We start from the raw sequence: 22,305 nt of genomic DNA on the forward strand, positions 1-22,305 counted from the left end.
TGGGATGGCGGGGCACTGTGGGTTCGCGGGGACGGCGCAAGTACGTCCATGTAGCCTTGGTCGCCGCATCCATGCGGCTCACACCCCGCGAACCCACAGTGCCCCGCCTCTGACAGGTTCACGCGGCTGTTGGTAGGTGTCGACCTTGGTCGACACATCTGTCAGATATCGATACATCAAATGGGGTCAGATCCGTTTTCCGCAGGAAAACGGATCTGACCCCAAGAGATGTTCCGACAGATCGCAGAAAACTGTCGAAGGCGGGGTGGGTCAGGTTGTGGGGGTGTCCGCGGCATGGATGCCGCGGCCAAGCCCCCATGGACGGGTTTACGGCTTCCCCCACAGCCTGACCCACCCCGCCTACCCACAGGAAACCAGCTTTTGTCGTTGCTCTGGCTGTTGCTTCGGCCGTTGCTTCGGCCTCTGCGGGTTCCGGGCGCCGCCCGGACGACTACAATCCCCTCCATGCTGAAATCCTCGAATACCTCCCGCCGGGGGCGCCAGTGAGCGGCCGTGGCGGCAATGACGGCCAGGTCCGCATCATCGGCGGTCGCTGGCGCAATACCCGCCTGCCGGTGCCGACCCTGCCGGGCCTGCGGCCCAGCAGCGACCGCGTGCGTGAGACCCTGTTCAACTGGCTGATGCCCAAGCTGGGCGGGGCACGCGTGCTGGACCTGTTCGCCGGCAGCGGCGCGCTGGGGCTGGAAGCCGTCTCGCGCGGTGCCGCGCACGCCACCCTGGTCGAGCGCGATGCGCAACTGGCGCGCAATCTGACCGCCGCTGTGGCCAAGCTGCAGGCCACCGACCAGATCACGGTCGTGCAGGCCGACGCCGTGCGCTGGCTGCAGGGCGCGCCCGCGCAGCAGGCTGACCTGGTCTTCATCGACCCGCCGTTCGCCGATGGCCTGTGGCAGGACGTACTGGCACAGCTGCCCCGGCACCTGACCACCGATGCCTGGCTGTACCTGGAGTCGCCGGCCGGCCACATGCCGGTGCTTCCGCCGGAATGGCTGCTGCACCGCGAGGGCAGTACCCGCGAGGTGCGCTTTGCCCTGTACCGCCGCGCCGCTGCTACACTTTGACCTCATCTGAACATCTGCAACCGCCCATGACCGTGGCCAACCGCCGCATCGCCGTCTATCCCGGCACGTTCGACCCCATCACCAATGGTCATATCGACCTGGTGAGCCGGGCCGCACCGCTGTTTGAAAAGGTCGTGGTGGGCGTGGCGCAGAGCCCCTCGAAGGGACCGGCACTGCCGCTGGAGCAGCGCGTACAGCTGGCGCGTGGCGCCCTGGGCCACCACAGCAACGTCGAGGTCATCGGCTTCGATACGCTGCTGGCCCATTTTGTACGTTCGGTGCAGGGCGGTGTGCTGCTGCGCGGGCTGCGCGCGGTGTCCGACTTCGAGTACGAATTCCAGATGGCGAGCATGAACCGCCACCTGATTCCGGAGGTCGAGACCCTGTTCCTGACCCCGGCCGAGCAGCACAGCTTCATTTCGTCATCGCTGGTCCGCGAGATCGCGCGCCTGGGCGGCGACGTGTCCGGTTTCGTGCCGGCCGCGGTGCTGGAAGCCCTGCGCAAGGTCCGCGAAGCGAAGTCGGCGCAGTCGTAAGCCCCGCGGTACCCGCACCCCCTTTACGTACAACACCACGCACCATTCCGGGAGGAAACCCATGAACACCACCATGCGCGCGATGCTGATCGCTTCGTTGGCCCTGGCCTTCACCGCCTGCAAGAAGGAAGAGGCCGCTCCGGTCGACGAGGCCAAGCAGGCCCTGGTCGCTCCGGCCAAGGACGACGATGCAGGCTGGAAGAAGTACCTGCAGGAAGTGGCGATCCAGAACATGGGCAACATCACCAACAGCCCGTTCCTGTACTACCTCTCCCCGGAATCGGATCCGGACTTCCAGGCCAAGTACGAGCGCCAGACCGAAAGCGCGACCCAGGCCGTGGCCCGTGGCGTGCAGCCGGGCAACATGCTGGCCTTCGGTTCGTCGGCCTCGGGCAAGATGGCTGACATGATCCAGGCTGTCTTCAAGGACGTGTCGCCGGATTCGATGAAGGGCGTGCGCGTCGTCTTCATCGGCCAGTCGGCCGACAATGCCCGCGTGCAGGCTGCCATCCAGCCGACCGGTGCCGAGTACATTTTCGTCGAAGCCAAGTAATACCGAGCCATGGCGGCCATGCTCCGGCATGGCCCGGGCGGCGTCCTGCAAGGGCGCCGCTGATGACCTGACCGGCCCGCGCGCCCGCGTTGGCCGGTCCTTTGTCCCAGGGCGCGGGCGAGGAGTATCGCCGTGTCGCTGAAAATCAACGAGCTCTGCGTCAACTGCGACGTATGCGAGCCGGCCTGCCCGAACCAGGCCATTGCGATGGGTGAAACCATCTACGTGATCGACCCTGCGCGCTGCACCGAATGCGTGGGTCATTTCGACGAGCCACAGTGCGTGGTCGTCTGCCCGGTCGAGTGCATCGACCCGGACCCGGAGATCGTGGAAACGGAAGACCAGCTGCTGGCCAAGCTGCGCCAGCTGCAGCACGATCACCCCGAACTCTACGCGGAGCCCCCATCCGAATGAAGACGCTGATCGTCCGCCCTTTGTTGCTGCTTGGCCTGCTGCTGAGCCCGATCGCCTGGGCCGACAGCCCGGTCCGGGCCGAGCGCCCCGATGGTGCGGCCATCGCCAGTGGCCACCGACTGGCCACCCAGGCCGGCATCGACATCCTGGCGCAGGGCGGCAACGCCTTCGACGCCGCAGTGGCGGTGTCGTCCACGCTGGCGGTGGTCGAGCCGATCAGCTCGGGCCTGGGCGGCGGCGGCTTCTTCCTGCTGCATGATGCGGCCACCGGCAAGGATGTGATGCTGGACGCGCGCGAGACCGCGCCGGCCGCTGCGACCCCGCAGGCCTACCTGGACAAGAAGGGCGACCTCGACCGTGACCGCTCGGTCAACGGGCCGTGGTCGGCTGGCATCCCCGGCCTGCCGGCGGCGCTGGTCGAGCTCTCGGCCAAGCACGGCAAGCTGCCGCTGTCGGCCTCGCTGCAACCGGCGATCCGCATCGCCCGCGAAGGCTTCCCGGTGTACGACCGCATGGCCAAGGGCTATGCCTCGCGCCGTGAAGTGATGGAACGCTACCCCGGCACGCGCGAGGTTTACCTGCGCAACGGCAAGCCGATCGCCACCGGCGACCTGTTCCAGCAGCCGGAGCTGGCGCAGACCCTGGAACGCCTCGCCGCTGACGGCTTCGATGGCTTCTACAAGGGCCAGACCGGCAAGCTGCTGCTGGCCGGCGTGAAACAGGCCGGTGGCAAGTGGACCGCCGAGGAGCTGTCGGGCTACCGCGTGAAGCTGCGCGAGCCGATCGTCTTCAACTACCGCGACTGGAAGATCACCACGGCGTCGCCGCCGTCTTCCGGCGGCATCGCGCTCGCGTCGATGCTGCAGATCCTGGAAGGCTGGGACCTGAAGTCGATGGATGAGGCCCACCGCACCCACCTGGTGGTGGAAGCGATGCGCCGTGCCTACCGTGACCGCACCTTCTTCCTCGGCGATCCGGACTTCGTGCAGATCCCGCAGAAGGTGCTGACCAGCAAGGATTACGCGCAGGGCCTGCGCGCCACCATCCATCCGGAGAAGGCCACGCCCAGCGACCTGCTGTCGGGCAACCCGACCCCGCTGGAGGACGACGAGACCACCCATTTCTCGATCATCGACCGCGACGGCAACCGGGTTGGCGCCACCCAGACCGTCAACCTGCTGTACGGCTCGGGCCTGATTCCGAAGGGCACCGGCGTGCTGCTGAACAACGAGATGGACGACTTCGCGCTCAAGCCGGGTACGCCCAACGCGTTCGGCGTGATGGGCTATGAGGCCAATGCGCCGAAGCCGGGCAAGCGCATGCTCAGCTCGATGACGCCGACCTTCATGGAGAATGCCGACAAGGTGGTGGTACTGGGCACGCCGGGCGGCAGCCGCATCATCACCATGGTGCTGCTGGGCATCCTCGGCTACGACGCCGGCCTGGACGCGCAGCAGGTCGCCGCGCTGCCGCGCTACCACCACCAGTGGCTGCCGGACCTGATCGAAGCCGAGAACGATGCGTTCGACGCCGGCACGGTGAAGCAGTTGCAGGCGATGGGCCACAAGATCGACCTGCCGGGCGATGTCGCCGCCGGCGGCCGCGGTTCCAGCCACGTCTGGGGCAACCTGCAGACCGTGGAATGGGACCGCAAAGCGAACAAACTGTTCGGTGGCAGCGACCCGCGCAACCCGGTGGGCAGTGCCCAGGTTGTACCGGCGCATTGATGCTCCGGCAGCGCCGGGCCATGCCCGGCGTACGGAGGGCCTGGAGACCCCGCCAACCGGCGGGGTTTTCCGTTTCGAATCTAGCGATTATTTAACGAGCCGACGCCGATAATCGGCGCATGAAACTCTGGTCGATTCGTGGAAACTCGCAGCGCCTTGATGGCGGTGCGATGTTTGGTAACGCGCCGCGCGCGTTGTGGGAAAAATGGGCGGCACCGGACGAGCTCAATCGCATCGAGCTGGCCTGCCGTGCGCTGCTTGCCAGCCCTCTGGAAGGCAAGACGGTGCTGTTTGAAACCGGTATTGGTGCCTTCTTCGATCCACGCATGCGCGAACGCTACGGCGTGCAGGAAAGCCAGCACGTGCTGATTGATTCGCTGCGCGAAGCCGGTTTCGAGCACGAGGATATCGACGTGGTGGTGCTCAGTCACCTGCACTTCGATCACGCCGGGGGCCTGCTCGCGGCCTGGAGCGAAGGGCGTGAGCCGGAGCTGCTGTTCCCCAACGCGACCTACGTGGTCGGTGCGCAGCACTGGCAGCGTGCACTGCAGCCGCACCCGCGCGACCGTGCCAGCTTCATTCCGGAACTGCCGGGCCTGCTGCAGGCCAGTGGCCGTCTGGAAGTGGTGGACGGCGAATATTCGAAGGCGTTGGGGCGCACTGTGCGTTTCAGCTACAGCGATGGCCACACGCCGGGGCTGATGCTGGCCGAAATTGTCGGCCACGCGCGTGCCGATGAATCACCGAAGGGCGGCGTAGTGTTCTGTGCCGATCTGATCCCGGGCCGCTCGTGGGTGCACGTGCCGATCACCATGGGCTACGACCGCAATGCCGAGTTGCTGATCGACGAGAAACGGCAGTTCCTCGAAGACAAGCTGGCGCGCAATGTGCATCTGTTCTTCACCCACGACCCGCAGGTGGCGCTGGCGCAGCTGGGCCGCGATGACAAGGGTCGTTTCGTGACCCTGCACGAGCAGGGCGAGCTGAAGGCGCGCGCCCTGGGGTAAATGTAGAGCCGAGCATGAGCTATGCCGGTCGTCCTGACCGACACCCTGCGGGTCGTCGCGAGCGACGTTGGCAGCGGCTCCTGCCGCTGCCTTCGGCTCTACAGCAGGAGTCAGCCGCTACGACGCCTTCAGGCAGCTGCTCATGAAGGTCTTGCGTGCATCACCGGCCAGCTTCTTCGTGCCCGCATCGGCGTTGCACTTGCGCATGCGTTCCTGCGGTGTGGTCGCGGCCTTGCTGTCGGTAGCGTGGCCGCTGAGGCAGGAGCTCTGCGCGGTCTTGTAGGCGTCGCCCTTGAGCCCCTTGTTCTTGGCCGAGCAGTCGGCCATGCGTTGCTGCTGCGGAGTGGTGGCATTGGCAGCCAAGGGGAGGCCGACCAGCAGGACGGCGGCCAGCAGGAAAGAGGCTTTCATCGAGAGCTCCAAGGGTGGCGGGTGCGCGGAGCATTCGCTTCCCGGCGCCAAGAGCACGTGAAGAATCGCAACGCGGCCGCGACGCGCCGCGCTGTTGAGGTCAGAAACCTTTCGGCACGAAAGGGCTCTGACCCCGCTGGCATTCAGCCGACGCGGGTACCGAAGATGCGATCACCGGCATCGCCCAGGCCGGGCAGGATGTAGCCCTTGTCGTTGAGCTGGGCATCGATGGCCGCAGTGTAGATCTCCACGTCCGGGTGCACGGCCTTGACCGCCTCGATGCCTTCCGGCGCCGCGACCAGGAAGATGCCCTTGATGCGGCGGGCACCGGCACGCTTGAGCATGTCGATGGTGGCGATCAGGGTGCCGCCGGTAGCCAGCATCGGATCCAGGATCAGCGCATCGCGTTCTTCCAGGCGACCGGTCAGGCGCTCGAAGTAGGGCACCGGCTGCAGGGTTTCCTCATCGCGCTGCAGTCCGACCACGCTGACGCGGGCGGCCGGGATCAGCGACAGCACGCCGCTGAGCATGCCCAGGCCGGCGCGCAGGATCGGCACCACGGTGATCTTGGCCCCGGCAATGCGCTGTACGGTGACCGGGCCGGCCCAGCCGGGGAGGGTGTGCGGCTCGGTCTCGAGGTCGGCGGTGGCCTCGTAGGCCAGCAGCGTGCCCAGCTCGTTGGCCAGTTCGCGGAAATCCTTGGTGCTGAGCGCGGCGTTGCGCATCAGGCCGATCTTGTGCTGCACCAGCGGGTGGCGCACTTCGACGATCTTCATGGTCGGGAAGGGGGAAAAGGAGAGAGGACGCCATTTTGCCGGATCGGCGGGCCGAACCCAAACCTGGCCCGGAGCAGCCTTACATGAAATGTGCAGGCGCATGTCACGGCCATGCAACCTTGCGGACATACCGTGCAGACCCATTCTTAACAGGAATGGGGATTCCCAGTGCATATCAAGACTCCGTTGGCCGTTGCCATCACCCTGACCCTGGCGATGGGGGCCGCAGCTCCGCTGCAGGCGGCCGGGCAGCAGGCGGTTGCCGCCACCGGCGCCGTGGCCGCTGAGGCGGTCGATCTGGACCGCATCGAAGTGCGCGCCCAGCTCGAATCACAGATCCGCGCCGTTGACCTGAAGCGCAGCAGTGATGCGATCGAAGATGCCGTGTCCTCCGATGCACTGGGCCAGTACCCGGACAAGAATGTCGCCGAATCGCTGCAGCGCCTGCCGGGCATCAGCGTGACCCGCGACCAGGGCGAAGGGCGCTTCGTGGTCATCCGCGGCCTGGACGCCAACCTCAACAGCGTCAGCGTGGACGGCATTGCCGTCGGTACGCCGGAAGATTCCAGTCGTGCCGCACCGCTGGATGTGATTCCATCCGATTCCACCGAGCGCCTGCGCGTAGTGAAGTCGCCGACCCCGGACATGCCGGGTGATGCCATCGGTGGCGCCGTGCTTGTGGAGTCGGCCTCGGCATTCGACCGCGACGGTCGCAGCCTGCGTGGCAAGATCGAAGGCAGCCACCAGCAGCTGTCCGGCGAGACCAGTCCCAAGGCCGCCTTCAATTACAGCGAAGTGTTCAACGACACCTTCGGTGTGGCGCTGGGCGTGAACTACCAGAAGCGCAAGTTCGAGTCGGACAACACCGAAGTGGAGTATGACGGCGAGGACAACGCCGTCCCCGGCGATGTCACCGCGATCAACCTGCAGCATCGCAAGTACGAGATCGAGCGCAAGCGCATCGGTGCCAACCTCAACCTCGACTGGCGCCCGAATGAAGACAGCAAATACTACCTGCGCACGCTGTACAGCCAGTTCGACGATGCGGAGACCCGCCAGCGCGTGATCTTCAACTTCGACGACGCGAAGATGGTCAAGACCGGCACCGACCAGTATCGGCTGGATGGCATGCCGAAGGATTCCATCGACAAGCGCATGCGCTACCGCACCAAGAAGGAGAACACCTTCGCGGCAAGTCTCGGTGGCGAGAACAAGCTGACCAACGCCGTGGTCGATTACCGGATCGGCTACACCCGCACCGAAGAGCGGGTGAACGACGAGATGGAGGCCCGTTTCAAGCTTGATGGCAAGGCCTTCAATGGCACCCTGGACCAGCGTAGCCGCCTGCCCAGCTACAGCTTCGACAACCCGCAGTGGCTGGACAATGGCAACTACGCGTTCGACCGCTTCGTGCTCTCGCCCAAGCAGGTCAACGACAAGGAACACAGCGCGCAGGTCAACGTGCGCTTCGACGGCGACAGCAGCAGCATCAAGTTCGGCCTGCTGGGCCGCTGGCGCGACCGCGACGTGAATGTGGACGAGCGCGAGCTGCGCGTCGGCCCGAAGGTGGCGCTGTCGAGCTGGACAACCTCCTCGCCGGAACACCGCCACGGCAACCTGGGTGACGGCATGGATTCGGCCGCGATGCGTGCCTTCTGGGCGGCCAATGGTGGCCAGTACAGCGCTCGCCCGCAGGATGTCGGTGGCAACGCGATGACATCGCTGGAAGAGGACTACGTGGCCAGCGAAGACATCTTCGCCAGCTATGCCATGGGCACCTGGGACGTGGGTGCACTGCGCATCATCGGCGGTGTGCGCGCGGAGAACACCCAGTTCAAGGCAACCGGCAACCAGGTGGAGGTGGCCGCCAACGGGCGCAGCTTCACGGTTACCCCGCGCGTGGCCAACAGCAGCTACACCAACGTGCTGCCGGGCCTGCACCTGCGCTACGACGCGGCCGATGACTGGGTACTGCGCGCCTCGGCCAACAAGACCGTATCGCGTCCTTCCTTCGGCGATGTCTCGCCACGCGTGGGCTACAGCCGCGGCGACGAGGAAGTGCGCCTGGGTAATCCGGAACTGGATCCGTACGAGTCGAAGAACATCGACCTGTCGGTGGAGAAGTACATCGGCAGCACCGGTATCGTTTCACTTGGCCTGTTCCACAAGTCGATCGATGGCTACATCGTGCAAACGGTGCGGACGAATGATCCCGCTTATGGCGGCTTCGACGTGACCCAGCCGATCAATGGCCGCAAGGCCACCGTGCGCGGTGCGGAATTCAACTGGCAGCAGCAGCTGGCTTTCCTGCCAGCCGGCCTGGACGGCCTGCTGGTCGGCGCCAGCGGTACCTGGCTGGATACCAGGTTCGATGCCGGCATCAAGGACCGCGCCGGGGAGGATTTCACCCTGCCGCGCGCCTCCAAGCATGTCTACAGCGCCCACATCGGCTATGAAAAGTATGGTGTCAGTACGCGGCTGGCGGCGGTGTACCGCAGCGAGTACCTGGACAGCATCGGCAAGGGCCGCGCATTCGACATCTACGTTGCACCCAACACCCAGCTCGATTTCTCGCTGGACTACAAGTTCACCCCGCGTGTGAGCATGTACTTCGAGGCGCAGAACCTGCTGGACAAGCCGCTGGAGCTGTACCAGGGGACGCGCTCGCGCACCCTGCAGATGGAAGAGTACGGCCGTACCTATGCGCTGGGCCTGAAGGTGGCGCTGTGATGGGGCGCCGCATCCCGGTCCTTGCCGCAGCATTGGCGGCTACTCTGCTGGCAGGCTGCACGCCTGCCACCGGCAATGATCCGGCCGTGGCCGCCCCAGCAGCGAAGCCCGCGGCACAGCGGGCGGTGGCGACCATCGCCGAGGCATTTGTCACTCCACTGACCCCGGCCGACAACATCGATTCGCCGGCGGCGTGGCGTGCGCCGGATGGCAAGCTGTGGCTGATTGCCACCGCCAAGGCCACCGACAAGCTGGTGGTCTACGATGGCAGCACCGGCCAGCACCTGCGTGACGTTGGCAGCAGCGGCACCGGGCCAGGGCAGTTCGATCGCCCAAACGGCATTGCAGTGACCGACGACCTGCTGTGGATCGTGGAGCGCGACAATCATCGCGTGCAGGTGCTGAGCCTGCCGGACTTCACCCCGCTGGCAACATTCGCTGCCGAGGATCTGCGCAAGCCGTACGGGTTGTGGGTCGACCGCCGTGCCGATGGCTACAGCGTCTACGTCACCGACTCCTGGGACAACGGCGAGGATGCGCAGGGCCGTGACATCCTGCCGCCGCTGGCCGAGCTGGACAAACGCGTGCGCCAGTACCACGTGACCCGCGACGGTGCCAGGGTCGAAGCGAAGCGCGTGGCGGACATCGGGGATACCAGCGAGGCTGGCGCACTGCGTGTGGTGGAATCGATCTGGGGCGATCCGGAGAACGATCGCCTGTTGATCGCTGAAGAGGATGAAAGCTACGCCAGCGAGTTCAAGGTCTACACCCTGGCCGGGCGTTTCACCGGCACCACCTTCGGCCGCGATGTGTTCAAGGCGCAGGCTGAAGGCGTGACCCTGCGCACCTGTGGCAAGGACGGCTGGTGGATCACCACCGAACAGGGCAAACAGCGCAGCGTGTTCCATCTGTTCGACCGGCATACGCTGAAGCCGGTGGGTGCGTTCCAGGGCAATACGGTGGCCAACACCGATGGCATCTGGTTGATGCAGCGGGCCAGCCCACGCTTCCCGCACGGTGCGCTGTATGCGGTGCATGACGACCAGGGCGTGGTGGCCTTCGACTGGGAGAGCATCGCCAAGCAGCTCGCGCTGCCGCTGGAGTGTGGCGCATGAGCGGCCAGTGCGTGATGCGTTCGCTGGTGCTTGGCCTGCTGCTGGTATTGCCGTCGCTGGCGTCTGCGGCGGCCGAGCCGAACACCCAGCTGCCGGCAGGCAGCCGCTACTACGCAGCATCCACGGTGCCGGATCGCATCGTGGCATCGCCCGCGGCCGATCCCGGCCATGGCTTTGCCGTGGCCTGGCGTACTGATGGCAGCGTGCAGGCGCCGCTGCTGGAGATTGCCGTGGCCGGTGACTCACCGGCCATCGAGGGGATCCGCCAGGTGCGTGCGACGACCCGCGCACTGCAGACCGAGAACGGGCTGTCGCATCATCATCGCGCGGACATCAGCGGCCTGCAGCCGGATACCCAGTACGTCTACCGCGTGCAGGGCAATGGCAGCTGGAGCGCCTGGAACCAGCTGCGTACGCTGGCCGCCGCCGACCAGCCGTTGACGCTGCTGTACTTCGGCGATACCCAGAACAAGAACGTCAGCCATGTCAGCCGCGTGATCCGTGCCGCGCAGAAGGCCGCACCGGAGGCACGCATGAGCCTGTTCGCCGGTGACCTGGTCAGCGGCGGCGACAACATGGATGACAGCGAGTGGGGCGAGTGGTTCGCTGCCGTCGGCTGGCTGGCGCAGGAAACACTGGTGGCGCCGGCGATAGGCAACCACGAGTACTTCGAGGAATTCGAGGACACCCCGCAGGAACGCCGCGTGCTGGGCAAGCATCGGCCGGTGACGTTCGCGCTGCCGGGCAATGGCGCCACCGCCGCGCAGCAGACCAGCTACTGGTTCGATGCACAGGGCGTGCGCGTGGCCGTGGTTGATGGTACTTCGGCACTCGACCTTGGCACGGCCAAGGCGCAGGCGCAGTGGCTGGACAAGGTGCTGACCGGCAATCCGCAGCCATGGACCATCGTGCTGCTGCACCAGCCGTTCTATTCGCCGCGCGAAGGCCGCGAGAACGCCGCGCTGCGTGATGTGCTGTTGCCGGTGGTGCGCCGCCACAACGTGGACCTGGTGCTGCAGGGCCACGATCACACCTACGGCCGTCGCGGTGAAGGGCAGGGCGCCACGCCTCAGTACGTGGTGACCGTGGCCGGGCCCAAGCAGTACCGCCTTTCCGGCGAAGCACGCAGAACGATGGATCCGGTGGCCGAAGACACCCAGCTGTTCCAGGTGCTGCGCATCGATCCGCAGCAACTGCGTTACGAGGCGCGCACGGTGACCGGTCGCCTGTACGACGCGTTTGAACTGCGTCGTGATGCCAAGGGCGGCAAGCAGCGGCTGGAGCAGCGCGAGGGCCGCATCACTTCGCGTGAATGCCCCCGTGCGCAGACTGCCAAAGGTCGCGCAGACCGTTGTTGGGAGTGAGAGGAAACGCCATGACGACACGTCGTATCGTCCCGATGGCCGCCATCGGCGGTGCACTGCTGATTCTGGCCGGTGCGGTTGCTGCTGCCGACGCGGTGCTGCATCCGTTCCTGGTCGCGCAGCCGAAGCAGGCCCCGCTGGAGGTGAACCTGGCGGTGGAGATCCCCGCTGGCAGCTTCACCAAGTACGAGATCAAGGAAGACGGTCTGGTGCATGTGGACCGCTTCCAGTCGATGCCGGTGGCCTATCCGGCCAACTACGGCTCGATGCCGCGCACGCTGGCCGGTGACAACGATCCCCTGGATGCGCTGGTGTTGACCCGTGAACCACTGCATCCGGGCGTAATCGTGCGCTTCCGGCCGATCGGCTACCTGAAGATGATCGACGGCGGCGAGCATGACGAGAAGATCATCGGCGTGCCCACCGACAAGGTCGACCCGACCTACGCCAACATCCGCGACCTGAAGGATCTGCCGGAAGTTGAGCGGCAGCGCATCGAGGCGTTCTTCCGGGTCTACAAGGACCTGCCGACAGGCCGCAATCCGGTGCAGCTCAACGGCTGGGGCGATGCCGCCGAAGCGCGTGTGCTGATCAGCGAGGCGATGCAGCGTTTCGAGAGGTAGATCCACGCCATGCGTGGATTCAGCCTCGCAGTGTTTCCAGCAGGCACTCGGCATCCAGGCGGTTGCCAAGCACCTGCGCAACCGCCTGCACCGCGGCTTCCTCGTGCACGGCACGGATGCCCCCATCGTCATCATCGTCGTAGAGGTCGTCGCCGGCCTCCAGATACACGGTGCCGGCCGCCGCCAGAGCCGCCATCAGAGTGGGGACGTCGGCAACAATCTCGCCGGCATCCAGCAGGCCAGCACCGTGATGACTGAACAGCACGCGGCCGTCGTCCAGGTCGAGGATGAAGGGATCGGCGCCGCGGTCGGCAATCACCAGCCAGTTCGATGGCCAATCGTCGATGGGCTCGCCACTGATGCCGTGCCAGCGATAGCCGGCCTGGTGGCTCCACAGGCGCTGCAGCGGCGGTATCCAGACATCAAGGCCAGGGATGGTGATACCGGCTGCACCCACCTTGGCACTGATCTCATCGCCCAGCGGTCCGACCTGCGCGTAGAAGCGCGCCAGCACTGGGGGTAACGGGAATGGGCCCTGCCAGTCACCTTCGCGCTGGGCATGCAGCAGCCCGAAGCGGGCAAATGAGGTGTGCAGATCATTCATGGCAGGGTCCAGCGGGCAGCGGCCCGGCAGCCTAGCAGACGCGCTTCGCCTGCAATGCCTTCACCGCGGCTGGCTATCATGACCGCCTTCCATAACGAAGGCGGTGCATGTGTCGGTAGCGTTGCTATGGTTCCGCCGTGATCTGCGGCTGCAGGACAATCCTGCCCTGCAGGCCGCGCTGGACGCCGGTCACGAGGTGGTACCGGTCTACATCCACGCGCCGCACGAGGAAGGCGAGTGGGTACCCGGTGCGGCCTCGGATGCGTGGCGCCACCGTTCACTGGGCGCATTGGACGCCGACCTGCGCGCGCGCGGTTCCTCACTGGTGCTGTGCGCCGGTGACAGCCTGCCGACCTTGCAGGCGTTGATCCAGCAGACTGGCGCCGAAGCGGTGTACTGGAACCGCAAGTATGAACCCGCCACCCAGCCACGCGACGCCACCATCAAGCGCACGCTGCGCGAGCAGGGCATCGACGCACAGAGCTGCAATGGCAGCCTGCTGTTCGAGCCGTGGGATATCGCCACCCAGCAGGGCCAGCCGTACAAAGTATTCACGCCGTACTGGCGCAACGTGCTCAGCCACTGGTGCCTGCCCGCGCTGCAGGCCGCACCGAAGGCGCTGACGGCACATTCGGTCGACAGCCTCGGGCTGGAGGAGTTGCGGCTCGCGCCCACGCTGGACTGGGACACCGGCTTCTGGGAGCACTGGCAGCCGGGCGAAGCCGGTGCGCTGGAGGCGTTGTCCGTGTTCGAGGACGGCGCGTTGCGCGGTTACCGCGAGCAGCGTGACCTGCCGGATCGCGTGGGCACCTCGCGAATGTCGCCGCACCTGCATTTCGGCGAGATCGCACCGTGGCGCATCGCCCACGCGCTGGAAGGGCTGCGCAGTGCGGGCACCGACGCCGATATCGATGGTTACCTGCGCCAGCTGGGCTGGCGTGATTTTGCCTATCACCTGCTGCACCACTTCCCGAAGACGCCCACAGACAACCTCAACCCGCGCTTTGACCGTTTCCCGTGGTCCACGCCCAGTGCCGCGCAGCTGCACGACTGGCAGCGCGGCAACACTGGCGTGCCGATCGTCGATGCGGGCCTGCGCGAGCTGTGGCATACCGGCTACATGCACAACCGGGTGCGCATGATCGTTGCCAGTTACCTGTGCAAGCATCTGCGTGCGCACTGGCTGCACGGTGCGCGCTGGTTCTGGGACACCCTGGTCGACGCGGACCTGGCCAACAACACGATGGGCTGGCAATGGGTGGCCGGCACCGGTGCCGACGCAGCGCCGTACTTCCGGGTATTCAATCCAGTCACCCAGGCCGAGAAGTTCGATCCGCAGGCCCGCTACATCAGCCGCTGGGTGCCCGAGCTGGCAGCATTGCCGGTGAAAGCGCGCTTCGCGCCCTGGCAGCATCCGTTGCTGCTGGCCGCACATGCCCCGGACTATCCGCGCACGCCGCTGGTGGATCTGGCCGCGGGCCGGGATGCAGCGTTGGCCGCCTACCGTCAGTCGGGGGCAGGGTAAAGCGCTCCTTGGTCGATCCAGTCAGTTAGCTGAACGCGGCCCTGTCGGCGTGCGGGATCATCATTCCGGCATCGCATTGGGCTGTTTATTCTCTTTGCGCCCGCAAGCCGCCGGCCCGACCGGAAACCAAGGAGAACCCCATGATCCGCAACACCACCCGCAACGTCGCACTGGCCCTGATGAGTGCGGCCGTCCTGTCGGCCTGCGCCACTGGCGGCTCCTATGTGCAGAGTGACCAGTACGGCAACCCGACCGAGCAGCAGAATCGCACCGGCCGCAACGCGCTGATCGGTACCGCCATCGGCGTGGCCGCCGGCCTGCTGACCGGTGACAGCGCCACGGAGCGTCGTCAGCACGCGCTGATCGGCGCCGGCATCGGCGCGCTCAGCGGCGCGGCCGTCGGCCAGTACCAGGACCGCCAGGAACGCGCACTGCGCGAGCGCACCGCCAACACCGGCATCGATGTGCAGCGCCAGGGCGACAACATCATGCTGAACCTGCCGGACGGCATCACCTTCGACTTCGGCAAGGCGACCCTGAAGCCGCAGTTCTACGGCTCGCTCAACGGTGTTGCAGGTACTCTGCGTGACTACAACCAGACCATGATCGAAGTGGTTGGCCACACCGACAGCATCGGCAGCGACGCAGTGAACAACCGTCTGTCCAAGGAACGTGCCGACTCGGTCGCGCAGTATCTGGTTGGCCAAGGTGTGCAGAGCGTGCGCATCGAAACCCTGGGCGCTGGCAAGTCGTACCCGATTGCCGACAACAGCACCGATGCCGGCCGCGCCAAGAACCGCCGCGTCGAAATCCGCGTGATTCCGCTCAAGCAGTAACGCTACGCGTTATTGCTTGAGCCGGTCCGGCCATCGGCCGGAACGAAAATGCCGCCCTTGCAGGCGGCATTTTTGTGGGTGCCGAGCTTGCTCGGCAAGCCGATAGCGTTCCCGGTCGCGGCTGTTCCAATGGCGCCGACCAAGGTCGGCATCTACCAGGAAATTGGCGCGCGGCATCGTTGTGGACTACGCCGCCGAAGCCGCGACCTTTTCCAGGATCCGCTTGCCGCTGATTTCCAACGCAGCGTCTTCCTTTTCCTTCTGCTGCTGCGCCAGCTTCGCGCCCGGGCACTGCGCCAGCATGTAATTGGCGTCGAAGTTGAGCTTCTCGACCAGGAAGTCGACGAATGCACGTACCTTCGGCGAGACCAGGCGGCCGCCGGCGAACACGGCATTGAAGTCCACCTCCGGTCCGGTCCAGCCAGCCAGAACGCGGCGCACCATGCCTGATTCGACGAACGGCTTGGCCATCACATCGCCGGTCAACAGCAGGCCTTCGCCACACACCAGCGCACCATTGAGCGCGGACATGTCGTTGGCGGTCATCAATGGGGTGACCGGGAAGTCACGCAACTCGCCGCCATTCTCGCCCAGCTGCCAAGTGAAGCGCGGCGAGTTGCCGGTGTGGTACGGCTTGCGCATCGCCAGGATACGATGGAACTGCAGCTCTTCCGGATGCAGCGGCTCACCATAGCGTTCGATGTAGGCCGGGCTGGCGAACACCTGCGTGCGCAGGCTGCCGAGCTTGCGTGCCACCAGGTTGGAATCGGGCAGGGCACCCACGCGCAGAGCCAGATCGGCTTCGCCGGCAATCAGGTCCAGCTTCTCATTGCCCATATGCATGTCGAGGCGGATCTCTGGATACTGCGCATGGAACTGGCCCAGCAGCGGCGCAATCCAGGTGATGCCGATCGAATAGGGCACGGTGAAGCGCAGCCAACCGCGTGGGCCGGACTGCAGCTGGCTGACCGCGCTTTCGGCTTCTTCCAGTTCGCGCGCGATGCGCTGGCAGTGCTCGTGGTAGATCGAGCCGGCTTCGGTAAGGCCAAGGCGGCGCGTGGTCCGGTGCAGCAGGCGCGCACCCAGGCGCGTCTCCAGTTCCTGCACCTTGCGGCTGACCGTGGTCTTGGGCAGGCCGAGCGATTTGGCAGCGGCAATGAAACTGCCTTGCTCGACCACTTTGACGAAGATCAGCGTCTCGTTGAGATCGTGGGACATGGTCTGGGATCCTGGACGTCGGGGATGGGACAATCGTGACAGAACGATTGGACCGGGAGCGGGATGATTATTCCCCTTAATCAGGACTAATCAAGTAAAGGTTTGAGGTCTATCGTGGCGCCATTCGTTATTTGGAGCCCGTCCGCCATGAGCCTGCGCAACATTCTTGCCCGTCTCCGGAACGCCGGCCAGAGCACCCTGGACCTGGCAATGACCGTTGAAGTCCGCCCGAGTTCCTTGGTGCACAAGGACTTCCGTGAGTTTACCGCGCCCATGCGTCAGCAGCGTGGCGGTGCCATCCGCCTGGTTCCCCACAAGGGCGACCGACTGCGCCGAATTGGGACTATCCCGGATTTGGGAGGAAATGTCCCGTGAATGGGATGTTGACGCCCGAAGTTCTGGTTCTCGGCGGCACCGGTGCCGTGGGGCAGGGCGTGGTTGGCGCATTGCTGGAAGCCGGCAGCCCGGTGCTGGTGGTCGGTCGCGATCCGGGCCGGCTGGCAGCGCTGCATGAGCAGTTCGCCGATGAGCCAGGCCTGGAAACGCTGCTCGGCTCGCTCAGCGACGATGGTTCGGCGCGTGCGTTGGCCGAGCGGGTCGCGCAGCGCCCACGGCCGCTGGCCGCTGTGATCGCGGCCATGGGCGGTCCCTACCGCCGCGGTCGCGTGGTCGATCGCAATGGCAATGAACTGCTCGGCGCGCTGCAGGCTGACCTGATGCCGCACGTGCACGCGGTGCGCCACCTGCTGCCGTTGCTGCAGGACAACGTGCACGCACGTCGCTACGTGATGATCGGCAGCCCGGCCGCCGTCAAGCCGTGGGCCGGTTACGGCGAAAGCTCGATCACGGCTGCCGCGATGCGCATGTACGCGCAGGTGGTGCACCAGGAAGCGCAGGCGATCGGCGTGCGCGCGCAGATGCTGGAAGTCTGCAGCCCGGTGTGTACCCCGGCCAACGCGGCCAATGCCTGCATCGAGTGGCCGAGCTCGCTGCTGGTCGGCCGTCGCGTGGTCTCGCTGCTGGATGGATGCCGCGACAACCGCGCCGTCGTCCGTTGTGACAGCAGTGATGCCGAGCTGCCGCGTGGCCTGCTGCACCTGGAAATTCCACCTTTGTGGCGCGATACCGCCGGCGTTGCTTGACCTCGACCTTGGTTGAGGTCGCAGGATACGCCGCCCGTTTTTGCAACACGTTCTCATCTAGCTGTACCACCCCTCCGTACGGATGCATGCCATGACTTCCCCCAATACCACCCCACATCGTTTCGGCCATCGCATCGCGATGGTCGGCGTGTCGATCCTCGCCGCAGCCGTGCTTGCGGCCTGCAGCGGCGGCCACGCCGAAGAAGCGGGCGCACCGCCGCCGCCGCAGGTCAGTGCCGCGCCGGTCCTGGTCAAGCAGGTCAGCCAGTGGGACGAGTTCAGCGGCCGCGTCGAGGCGGTGCAGAGCGTTGAACTTCGCCCGCGCGTGTCCGGCTACATCGACAAGGTCAACTACGTCGAAGGCCAGGAAGTGAAGAAGGGCGAAGTGCTCTTCACCATCGACGCGCGCAGCTACCAGGCCGAGTACGATCGCGCTGCTGCCGAACTGGCCCGCGCCCGCACCCAGGCGACGTTGGCCCGCAGCGAATCGGAGCGTGCCAAGCGGCTGTCCGAGCAGCAGGCCATTTCCACCGAGACGGCCGAGCAGCGTCGTGCTGCGGCCGACCAGTCCGGTGCGGCCGTGCAGGCGGCGCAGGCGGCGGTGGATGCCGCCCGCCTCAACCTGGAGTTCACCAAGGTGCGGGCCCCGATCGACGGCCGTGCCGGCCGCGCGATGGTCACCGCTGGCAACCTGGTCACTGCGGGCGACAGCGCCAGCGTGCTGACCACCCTGGTGTCGCTGGATACCGTGTTCGTCTACTTCGATGCCGACGAAAGCACCTTCCTGCGCTACGCACAGATGGCACGCAAGGGCGAACGCCCGAGCGAGCGTGACAGCGATCTGCCGGTGAAGGTCGGCCTGTCCGGCGAAGAGGGCTACCCGCATTCGGGCAAGGTCGACTTCCTCGACAACCAGGTGGCCCGCAGCACCGGCACCATCCGTGTCCGTGCACTGCTGGACAATGCCGACCGCCAGTTCACCCCGGGCCTGTTCGCCCGTGTGCAGCTGCTCGGCAGCGGCCAGTTCCAGGCCCTGCTGATCGACGACAAGGCGGTACTGACCGACCAGGATCGCAAGTACGTCTACGTGGTCGACAAGGATGGCAAGGCCCAGCGCCGTGACATCCAGCTCGGCCGCACCGCCGACGGCCTGCGCATTGTCGAACACGGCCTGGCCGCCGGCGACAAGGTGATCATCGACGGCGTGCAGAAGGTCTTCATGCCGGGCATGCCGGTGCAGGCCAAGGCCGTGGCGATGCAGCCGCAGGCTGCGCCGCCGGCACCGGGTCGCGATGCCACCGCTGCACTGAACCACTGAACCGCGTCCCCGCTTAGCTGCCGGCGCCAGCGGCAGCCTTCCCTGCCTTCGTCATATCGGCGAGGGGCAGGGTGGCTGTTGCCCGCCGAACGCCTTTTCCAGGAATTCCTCCATGGACTTTTCCCGTTTCTTCATCGACAGGCCGATCTTCGCGGCGGTGCTGTCGATCGTGATCTTCGCCGCAGGCCTGATCACAATTCCCATCCTGCCGATCAGCGAGTACCCGGAAGTGGTCCCGCCGTCGGTGGTGGTGCGCACGGTGTATCCGGGCGCCAACCCCAAGGTCATTGCCGAGACCGTCGCCACGCCGCTTGAAGAAGCAATCAACGGCGTCGAAGGCATGATGTACCTGAAGTCGGTTGCCGGTTCCGACGGCGTGCTGCAGATGACCGTCACCTTCCGCCCGGGCACCGACCCGGACGCGGCCGCGGTGAAGGTGCAGAACCGCGTGGCGCAGGCGCAGGCGCGCCTGCCCGAGGACGTGCGCCGGCAGGGCGTGACCACGCAGAAGCAGTCGCCGACCTTCCTGATGGTGGTGCACCTGACCTCGCCGCAAGGCAAGTACGACACCCTGTACCTGCGCAACTACGCCCGCCTGCACGTCAAGGATGCGCTGGCGCGTATTCCGGGCGTGGGTGACGCGCAGATCTTCGGTGGTGGCGACTACGCCATGCGTGCCTGGCTGGACCCGGACAAAGTCGCCTCGCGCGGCCTGACCGCCAGTGACGTGGTGCGCGCCATGCGCGAGCAGAACGTGCAGGTCTCGGCCGGCCAGCTGGGCGCCGAACCGCTGCCGAACAGCCAGTTCCTGACCCTGATCAATGCCCAGGGCCGCCTCAAGTCCGAGAAGGAATTCGGCGACATCGTGCTCAAGAGCGGTGTGGATGGCGAGATCGTTCGCCTGGCCGACGTGGCCCGCCTGGAACTGGGCGCCGGTGACTACACCCTGCGCTCGCAGCTGGACGGCAAGAACGCGGTGGGTATCGGTATCTTCCAGTCGCCGGGTGCCAATGCACTGGAGATCCGTGACCAGGTCATCTCGACGATGGACGAGATGCAGAAGACCATGCCGGCCGACGTGAAGTACGAAGCGGTGTATGACACCACCATCTTCGTGCGCGACTCGATCAAGGCCGTGGTCTCCACGCTGCTGGAAGCCATCGCCCTGGTGGTGCTGGTGGTGATCCTGTTCCTGCAGACCTGGCGTGCCTCGATCATCCCGTTGATCGCGGTGCCGGTGTCGGTGGTGGGTACCTTCGCAGCGCTGTACCTGCTGGGCTTCTCGATCAATACGCTGAGCCTGTTCGGCCTGGTGCTGGCGATCGGCATCGTGGTCGACGACGCGATCGTGGTGGTGGAGAACGTCGAGCGCAACATCGAGGAAGGCCTGTCGCCCACTGCGGCGGCACACCAGGCCATGCGTGAGGTGTCCGGCCCGATCGTGGCGATCGCGCTGGTGTTGTGTGCCGTGTTCGTGCCGATGGCGTTCCTGTCCGGTGTCACCGGCCAGTTCTACAAGCAGTTCGCGGTCACCATCGCCATTTCCACGGTGATCTCGGCGATCAATTCGCTGACCCTGTCGCCGGCCCTGGCCGCGCGCCTGTTGAAGCCGCATGACGCGGCCAAGGACGCTCCGACCCGGATCATCGACCGCCTGTTCGGCTGGGTGTTCCGTCCGTTCAACCGCTTCTTCAAGTCCAGCTCGGAGAAGTACGAGCGTGGCGTGTCGAAGATCCTCGGCCGTCGCGGTGCGGTGTTCGTGGTCTACGCGATCCTGCTGGTCGGTACCGGCGTGATCTTCAAGCTGGTGCCGCCGGGCTTCATCCCGACCCAGGACAAGCTGTACCTGATCGCGGGCGTGAAGCTGCCGGAAGGCTCGTCGATCGCGCGTACCGATGAAATGCTGCGCAAGGTTGCCAAGATCGCCCAGGAAACCGATGGCGTGGCCCACACCATTTCGTTCCCGGGCCTGAACGCACTGCAGTTCACCAACACCCCGAACACCGGTGTGGCATTCATTCCGCTCAAGCCGTTCGCCGAGCGTCATGGCCGTACCGCCGCGCAGATCAACGCCGAGATCAACCAGAAGATCGCCGGCCTGCAGGAGGGCTTCGCGTTCGCGATGATGCCGCCGCCGATCCTTGGCCTGGGCAACGGCAACGGCTACCAGATGTTCATCGAGGACCGTGGCAACCTGGGCTACGGTGCGCTGCAGAACGCCGTGCAGGCGATGCAGGGTACCGTCGCGCAGACCCCGGGCATGGCCTTCCCGATCAGCAGCTACCAGGCCAATGTGCCGCAGCTGGATGCTGAAGTGGATCGCGTCAAGGCCAAGGCGCAGGGCGTGCAGCTCACCGAGCTGTTCGACACGCTGCAGACCTATCTCGGTTCGGCCTACGTCAATGACTTCAACCAGTTCGGTCGTACCTGGCAGGTGATCGCCCAGGCCGACGGCCCGTTCCGCGAGAGCGTCGAAGACATCGGCAAGCTGCGTACCCGCAACGACCGTGGCGAGATGGTGCCGATCGGTTCGATGGTCACCATCAAGCAGACCTTCGGCCCGGACCCGGTGCTGCGCTTCAACGGCTACCCGGCGGCTGACCTGGCCGGTGAGGCCGACCCGCGCCTGCTGTCTTCGGCCGAGGCGATGAACAAGCTGACCGAGATCGCCGGCAAGGTGCTGCCGGTGGGCATGACCACCGAATGGACCGACCTGAGCTACCAGCAGGCAACCCAGGGCAAGGCTGCCTTCATCGTGTTCCCTGTGGCGATCATGCTGGCCTTCCTGGTGCTGGCCGCGCTGTACGAGAGCTGGTCGCTGCCGCTGGCGGTGATCCTGATCGTGCCGATGACCCTGCTGTCCGCGCTGTTCGGCGTGTGGCTGACCGGAGGTGACAACAACGTGTTCGTGCAGGTCGGCCTGGTGGTGCTGATGGGCCTGGCGTGCAAGAACGCGATCCTGATCGTCGAATTCGCCAGAGAGCTGGAGATGGGCGGCAAGGGCATCGTTGAATCGGCACTGGAAGCGTGCCGTCTGCGTCTGCGCCCGATCGTGATGACCTCCATCGCCTTCATCGCTGGCACGGTGCCGCTGGTGCTGTCGCATGGTGCGGGTGCCGAAGTGCGCTCGGTGACCGGTATCACCGTGTTCGCCGGCATGCTGGGCGTGACCCTGTTCGGCCTGTTCCTGACGCCGGTGTTCTACGTAGCCCTGCGCAAGTTCGTCACCCGCAATGGTGGTGGCAAGCTGGTGCAGCACGGCGAGCCGACCATCCATCACTGACATGGAACCCCGTCGCCGCCGGTCACTGGCCGGCGGCGGCT

20 protein-coding genes are annotated in these 22,305 nt (G+C 65.8%); 16 read left to right on the forward strand and 4 right to left on the reverse strand.

What is annotated here, in order from left to right:
* Positions 1-503: 503 nt before the first annotated feature.
* From rsmD to ACZK2G_RS08470, 6 genes are all read left to right on the forward strand, one after another.
* Positions 504-1,082: a 16S rRNA (guanine(966)-N(2))-methyltransferase RsmD gene (rsmD, locus tag ACZK2G_RS08445; RefSeq protein ID WP_478475202.1), complete on the forward strand. Its 579-nt coding sequence runs from the start codon at positions 504-506 to the stop codon at positions 1,080-1,082.
* A 26-nt stretch (positions 1,083-1,108) separates the two neighbouring features.
* Positions 1,109-1,618, forward strand: a complete 510-nt coding sequence (gene coaD, locus ACZK2G_RS08450; protein WP_008267036.1) for a pantetheine-phosphate adenylyltransferase — start codon at positions 1,109-1,111, stop codon at positions 1,616-1,618.
* A gap of 61 nt (positions 1,619-1,679) precedes the next feature.
* Entirely contained in the window at positions 1,680-2,171 is a 492-nt protein-coding gene (locus ACZK2G_RS08455) for a hypothetical protein (protein WP_005409092.1), read from the forward strand.
* A gap of 132 nt (positions 2,172-2,303) precedes the next feature.
* On the forward strand, positions 2,304-2,585 hold the full coding sequence (locus ACZK2G_RS08460) for a YfhL family 4Fe-4S dicluster ferredoxin (RefSeq protein ID WP_004153175.1): 282 nt from the start codon (positions 2,304-2,306) through the stop codon (positions 2,583-2,585).
* Positions 2,582-4,312: a gamma-glutamyltransferase gene (gene ggt / locus ACZK2G_RS08465; protein WP_253078898.1), complete on the forward strand. Its 1,731-nt coding sequence runs from the start codon at positions 2,582-2,584 to the stop codon at positions 4,310-4,312. Before ACZK2G_RS08460 ends, ggt begins: the two co-directional genes overlap by 4 nt.
* A gap of 119 nt (positions 4,313-4,431) precedes the next feature.
* The gene (locus ACZK2G_RS08470) at positions 4,432-5,319 is read left to right on the forward strand and encodes an MBL fold metallo-hydrolase (protein WP_004153182.1); all 888 of its coding nucleotides are present in this window, start codon (positions 4,432-4,434) and stop codon (positions 5,317-5,319) included.
* Positions 5,320-5,436: 117 nt separating this feature from the next.
* Here the strand turns inward: ACZK2G_RS08470 and ACZK2G_RS08475 are convergent, their stop codons facing one another.
* Both ACZK2G_RS08475 and upp read right to left on the reverse strand, forming a co-directional pair.
* On the reverse strand, positions 5,437-5,730 hold the full coding sequence (locus ACZK2G_RS08475) for a PsiF family protein (protein WP_004153183.1): 294 nt from the start codon (positions 5,728-5,730) through the stop codon (positions 5,437-5,439).
* A 143-nt stretch (positions 5,731-5,873) separates the two neighbouring features.
* Positions 5,874-6,506, reverse strand: a complete 633-nt coding sequence (upp, locus tag ACZK2G_RS08480; RefSeq protein WP_004153184.1) for a uracil phosphoribosyltransferase — start codon at positions 6,504-6,506, stop codon at positions 5,874-5,876.
* 216 nt (positions 6,507-6,722) lie between these two features.
* On the opposite strand from upp, the gene ACZK2G_RS08485 reads away from it, so the two are divergent.
* The 4 genes from ACZK2G_RS08485 to ACZK2G_RS08500 are packed head-to-tail and all read left to right on the forward strand — an operon-like array spanning position 6,723 to position 12,338.
* A complete protein-coding gene (locus ACZK2G_RS08485) occupies positions 6,723-9,236 on the forward strand; it encodes a TonB-dependent receptor (protein WP_478475570.1) in 2,514 nt (837 codons plus the stop codon).
* Positions 9,236-10,351, forward strand: coding sequence for a phytase (locus tag ACZK2G_RS08490; protein WP_478475206.1), 1,116 nt, complete (start codon positions 9,236-9,238; stop codon positions 10,349-10,351). The genes ACZK2G_RS08485 and ACZK2G_RS08490 overlap by 1 nt, the downstream gene beginning before the upstream one ends.
* A 14-nt stretch (positions 10,352-10,365) precedes the next feature.
* Positions 10,366-11,715 carry a purple acid phosphatase family protein gene (locus ACZK2G_RS08495; protein WP_478475571.1) on the forward strand — a complete coding sequence of 450 codons (1,350 nt, stop codon included), beginning with the start codon at positions 10,366-10,368 and terminating at the stop codon, positions 11,713-11,715.
* Between the two features lie 11 nt (positions 11,716-11,726).
* Positions 11,727-12,338: an inorganic diphosphatase gene (locus tag ACZK2G_RS08500; protein ID WP_046983387.1), complete on the forward strand. Its 612-nt coding sequence runs from the start codon at positions 11,727-11,729 to the stop codon at positions 12,336-12,338.
* A 19-nt stretch (positions 12,339-12,357) separates the two neighbouring features.
* Here ACZK2G_RS08500 and ACZK2G_RS08505 read toward each other — a convergent pair whose 3' ends face one another.
* Positions 12,358-12,942 carry an SMI1/KNR4 family protein gene (locus ACZK2G_RS08505; RefSeq protein ID WP_136638810.1) on the reverse strand — a complete coding sequence of 195 codons (585 nt, stop codon included), beginning with the start codon at positions 12,940-12,942 and terminating at the stop codon, positions 12,358-12,360.
* Positions 12,943-13,051: 109 nt separating this feature from the next.
* On the opposite strand from ACZK2G_RS08505, the gene ACZK2G_RS08510 reads away from it, so the two are divergent.
* Together ACZK2G_RS08510 and ACZK2G_RS08515 are read left to right on the forward strand one after the other, a co-directional pair.
* Complete coding sequence (locus tag ACZK2G_RS08510) at positions 13,052-14,467, forward strand: cryptochrome/photolyase family protein (RefSeq protein WP_046983385.1); 1,416 nt, start codon at positions 13,052-13,054, stop codon at positions 14,465-14,467.
* Between the two features lie 140 nt (positions 14,468-14,607).
* Positions 14,608-15,303 (forward strand): YiaD family glycine zipper/OmpA-like lipoprotein, encoded by a 696-nt coding sequence (locus ACZK2G_RS08515; RefSeq protein ID WP_012510724.1) that lies wholly within the window; start codon positions 14,608-14,610, stop codon positions 15,301-15,303.
* A gap of 186 nt (positions 15,304-15,489) precedes the next feature.
* On the opposite strand, the gene ACZK2G_RS08520 is transcribed toward ACZK2G_RS08515, so the two are convergent.
* Positions 15,490-16,521: a LysR family transcriptional regulator gene (locus ACZK2G_RS08520; protein ID WP_046983384.1), complete on the reverse strand. Its 1,032-nt coding sequence runs from the start codon at positions 16,519-16,521 to the stop codon at positions 15,490-15,492.
* Positions 16,522-16,668: 147 nt separating this feature from the next.
* Here ACZK2G_RS08520 and ACZK2G_RS08525 point away from each other — a divergent pair, with 147 nt between their 5' ends.
* The 4 genes from ACZK2G_RS08525 to ACZK2G_RS08540 all read left to right on the forward strand — a co-directional run bounded on the left by ACZK2G_RS08525 (position 16,669) and on the right by ACZK2G_RS08540 (position 22,264).
* A complete protein-coding gene (locus tag ACZK2G_RS08525) occupies positions 16,669-16,896 on the forward strand; it encodes a hypothetical protein (protein ID WP_012510726.1) in 228 nt (75 codons plus the stop codon).
* Positions 16,893-17,663, forward strand: coding sequence for an SDR family NAD(P)-dependent oxidoreductase (locus ACZK2G_RS08530; RefSeq protein WP_032969666.1), 771 nt, complete (start codon positions 16,893-16,895; stop codon positions 17,661-17,663). The genes ACZK2G_RS08525 and ACZK2G_RS08530 overlap by 4 nt, the downstream gene beginning before the upstream one ends.
* A 91-nt stretch (positions 17,664-17,754) precedes the next feature.
* On the forward strand, positions 17,755-18,981 hold the full coding sequence (locus ACZK2G_RS08535) for an efflux RND transporter periplasmic adaptor subunit (RefSeq protein WP_046983395.1): 1,227 nt from the start codon (positions 17,755-17,757) through the stop codon (positions 18,979-18,981).
* A 112-nt stretch (positions 18,982-19,093) separates the two neighbouring features.
* On the forward strand, positions 19,094-22,264 hold the full coding sequence (locus ACZK2G_RS08540) for an efflux RND transporter permease subunit (RefSeq protein ID WP_012510729.1): 3,171 nt from the start codon (positions 19,094-19,096) through the stop codon (positions 22,262-22,264).
* The last annotated feature ends 41 nt before the right edge of the window (positions 22,265-22,305 follow it).

Source organism: Stenotrophomonas sp. 107298_Sma, from assembly GCF_056480345.1.

Excerpts from the sequence above, each read along its gene's own strand:
- coaD (WP_008267036.1), top strand. The coding sequence starts at position 1,109 with ATGACCGTGGCCAACCGCCGCATCGCCGTCTATCCCGGCACGTTCGAC.
- ACZK2G_RS08455 (WP_005409092.1), top strand. The coding sequence starts at position 1,680 with ATGAACACCACCATGCGCGCGATGCTGATCGCTTCGTTGGCCCTGGCC.
- ggt (WP_253078898.1), top strand. The coding sequence starts at position 2,582 with ATGAAGACGCTGATCGTCCGCCCTTTGTTGCTGCTTGGCCTGCTGCTG.
- ACZK2G_RS08470 (WP_004153182.1), top strand. The coding sequence starts at position 4,432 with ATGAAACTCTGGTCGATTCGTGGAAACTCGCAGCGCCTTGATGGCGGT.
- ACZK2G_RS08475 (WP_004153183.1), bottom strand. The coding sequence starts at position 5,730 with ATGAAAGCCTCTTTCCTGCTGGCCGCCGTCCTGCTGGTCGGCCTCCCC.
- upp (WP_004153184.1), bottom strand. The coding sequence starts at position 6,506 with ATGAAGATCGTCGAAGTGCGCCACCCGCTGGTGCAGCACAAGATCGGC.
- ACZK2G_RS08485 (WP_478475570.1), top strand. The coding sequence starts at position 6,723 with ATGGGGGCCGCAGCTCCGCTGCAGGCGGCCGGGCAGCAGGCGGTTGCC.
- ACZK2G_RS08490 (WP_478475206.1), top strand. The coding sequence starts at position 9,236 with ATGGGGCGCCGCATCCCGGTCCTTGCCGCAGCATTGGCGGCTACTCTG.
- ACZK2G_RS08495 (WP_478475571.1), top strand. The coding sequence starts at position 10,366 with ATGCGTTCGCTGGTGCTTGGCCTGCTGCTGGTATTGCCGTCGCTGGCG.
- ACZK2G_RS08500 (WP_046983387.1), top strand. The coding sequence starts at position 11,727 with ATGACGACACGTCGTATCGTCCCGATGGCCGCCATCGGCGGTGCACTG.
- ACZK2G_RS08505 (WP_136638810.1), bottom strand. The coding sequence starts at position 12,942 with ATGAATGATCTGCACACCTCATTTGCCCGCTTCGGGCTGCTGCATGCC.
- ACZK2G_RS08515 (WP_012510724.1), top strand. The coding sequence starts at position 14,608 with ATGATCCGCAACACCACCCGCAACGTCGCACTGGCCCTGATGAGTGCG.
- ACZK2G_RS08520 (WP_046983384.1), bottom strand. The coding sequence starts at position 16,521 with ATGTCCCACGATCTCAACGAGACGCTGATCTTCGTCAAAGTGGTCGAG.
- ACZK2G_RS08525 (WP_012510726.1), top strand. The coding sequence starts at position 16,669 with ATGAGCCTGCGCAACATTCTTGCCCGTCTCCGGAACGCCGGCCAGAGC.
- ACZK2G_RS08535 (WP_046983395.1), top strand. The coding sequence starts at position 17,755 with ATGACTTCCCCCAATACCACCCCACATCGTTTCGGCCATCGCATCGCG.
- ACZK2G_RS08540 (WP_012510729.1), top strand. The coding sequence starts at position 19,094 with ATGGACTTTTCCCGTTTCTTCATCGACAGGCCGATCTTCGCGGCGGTG.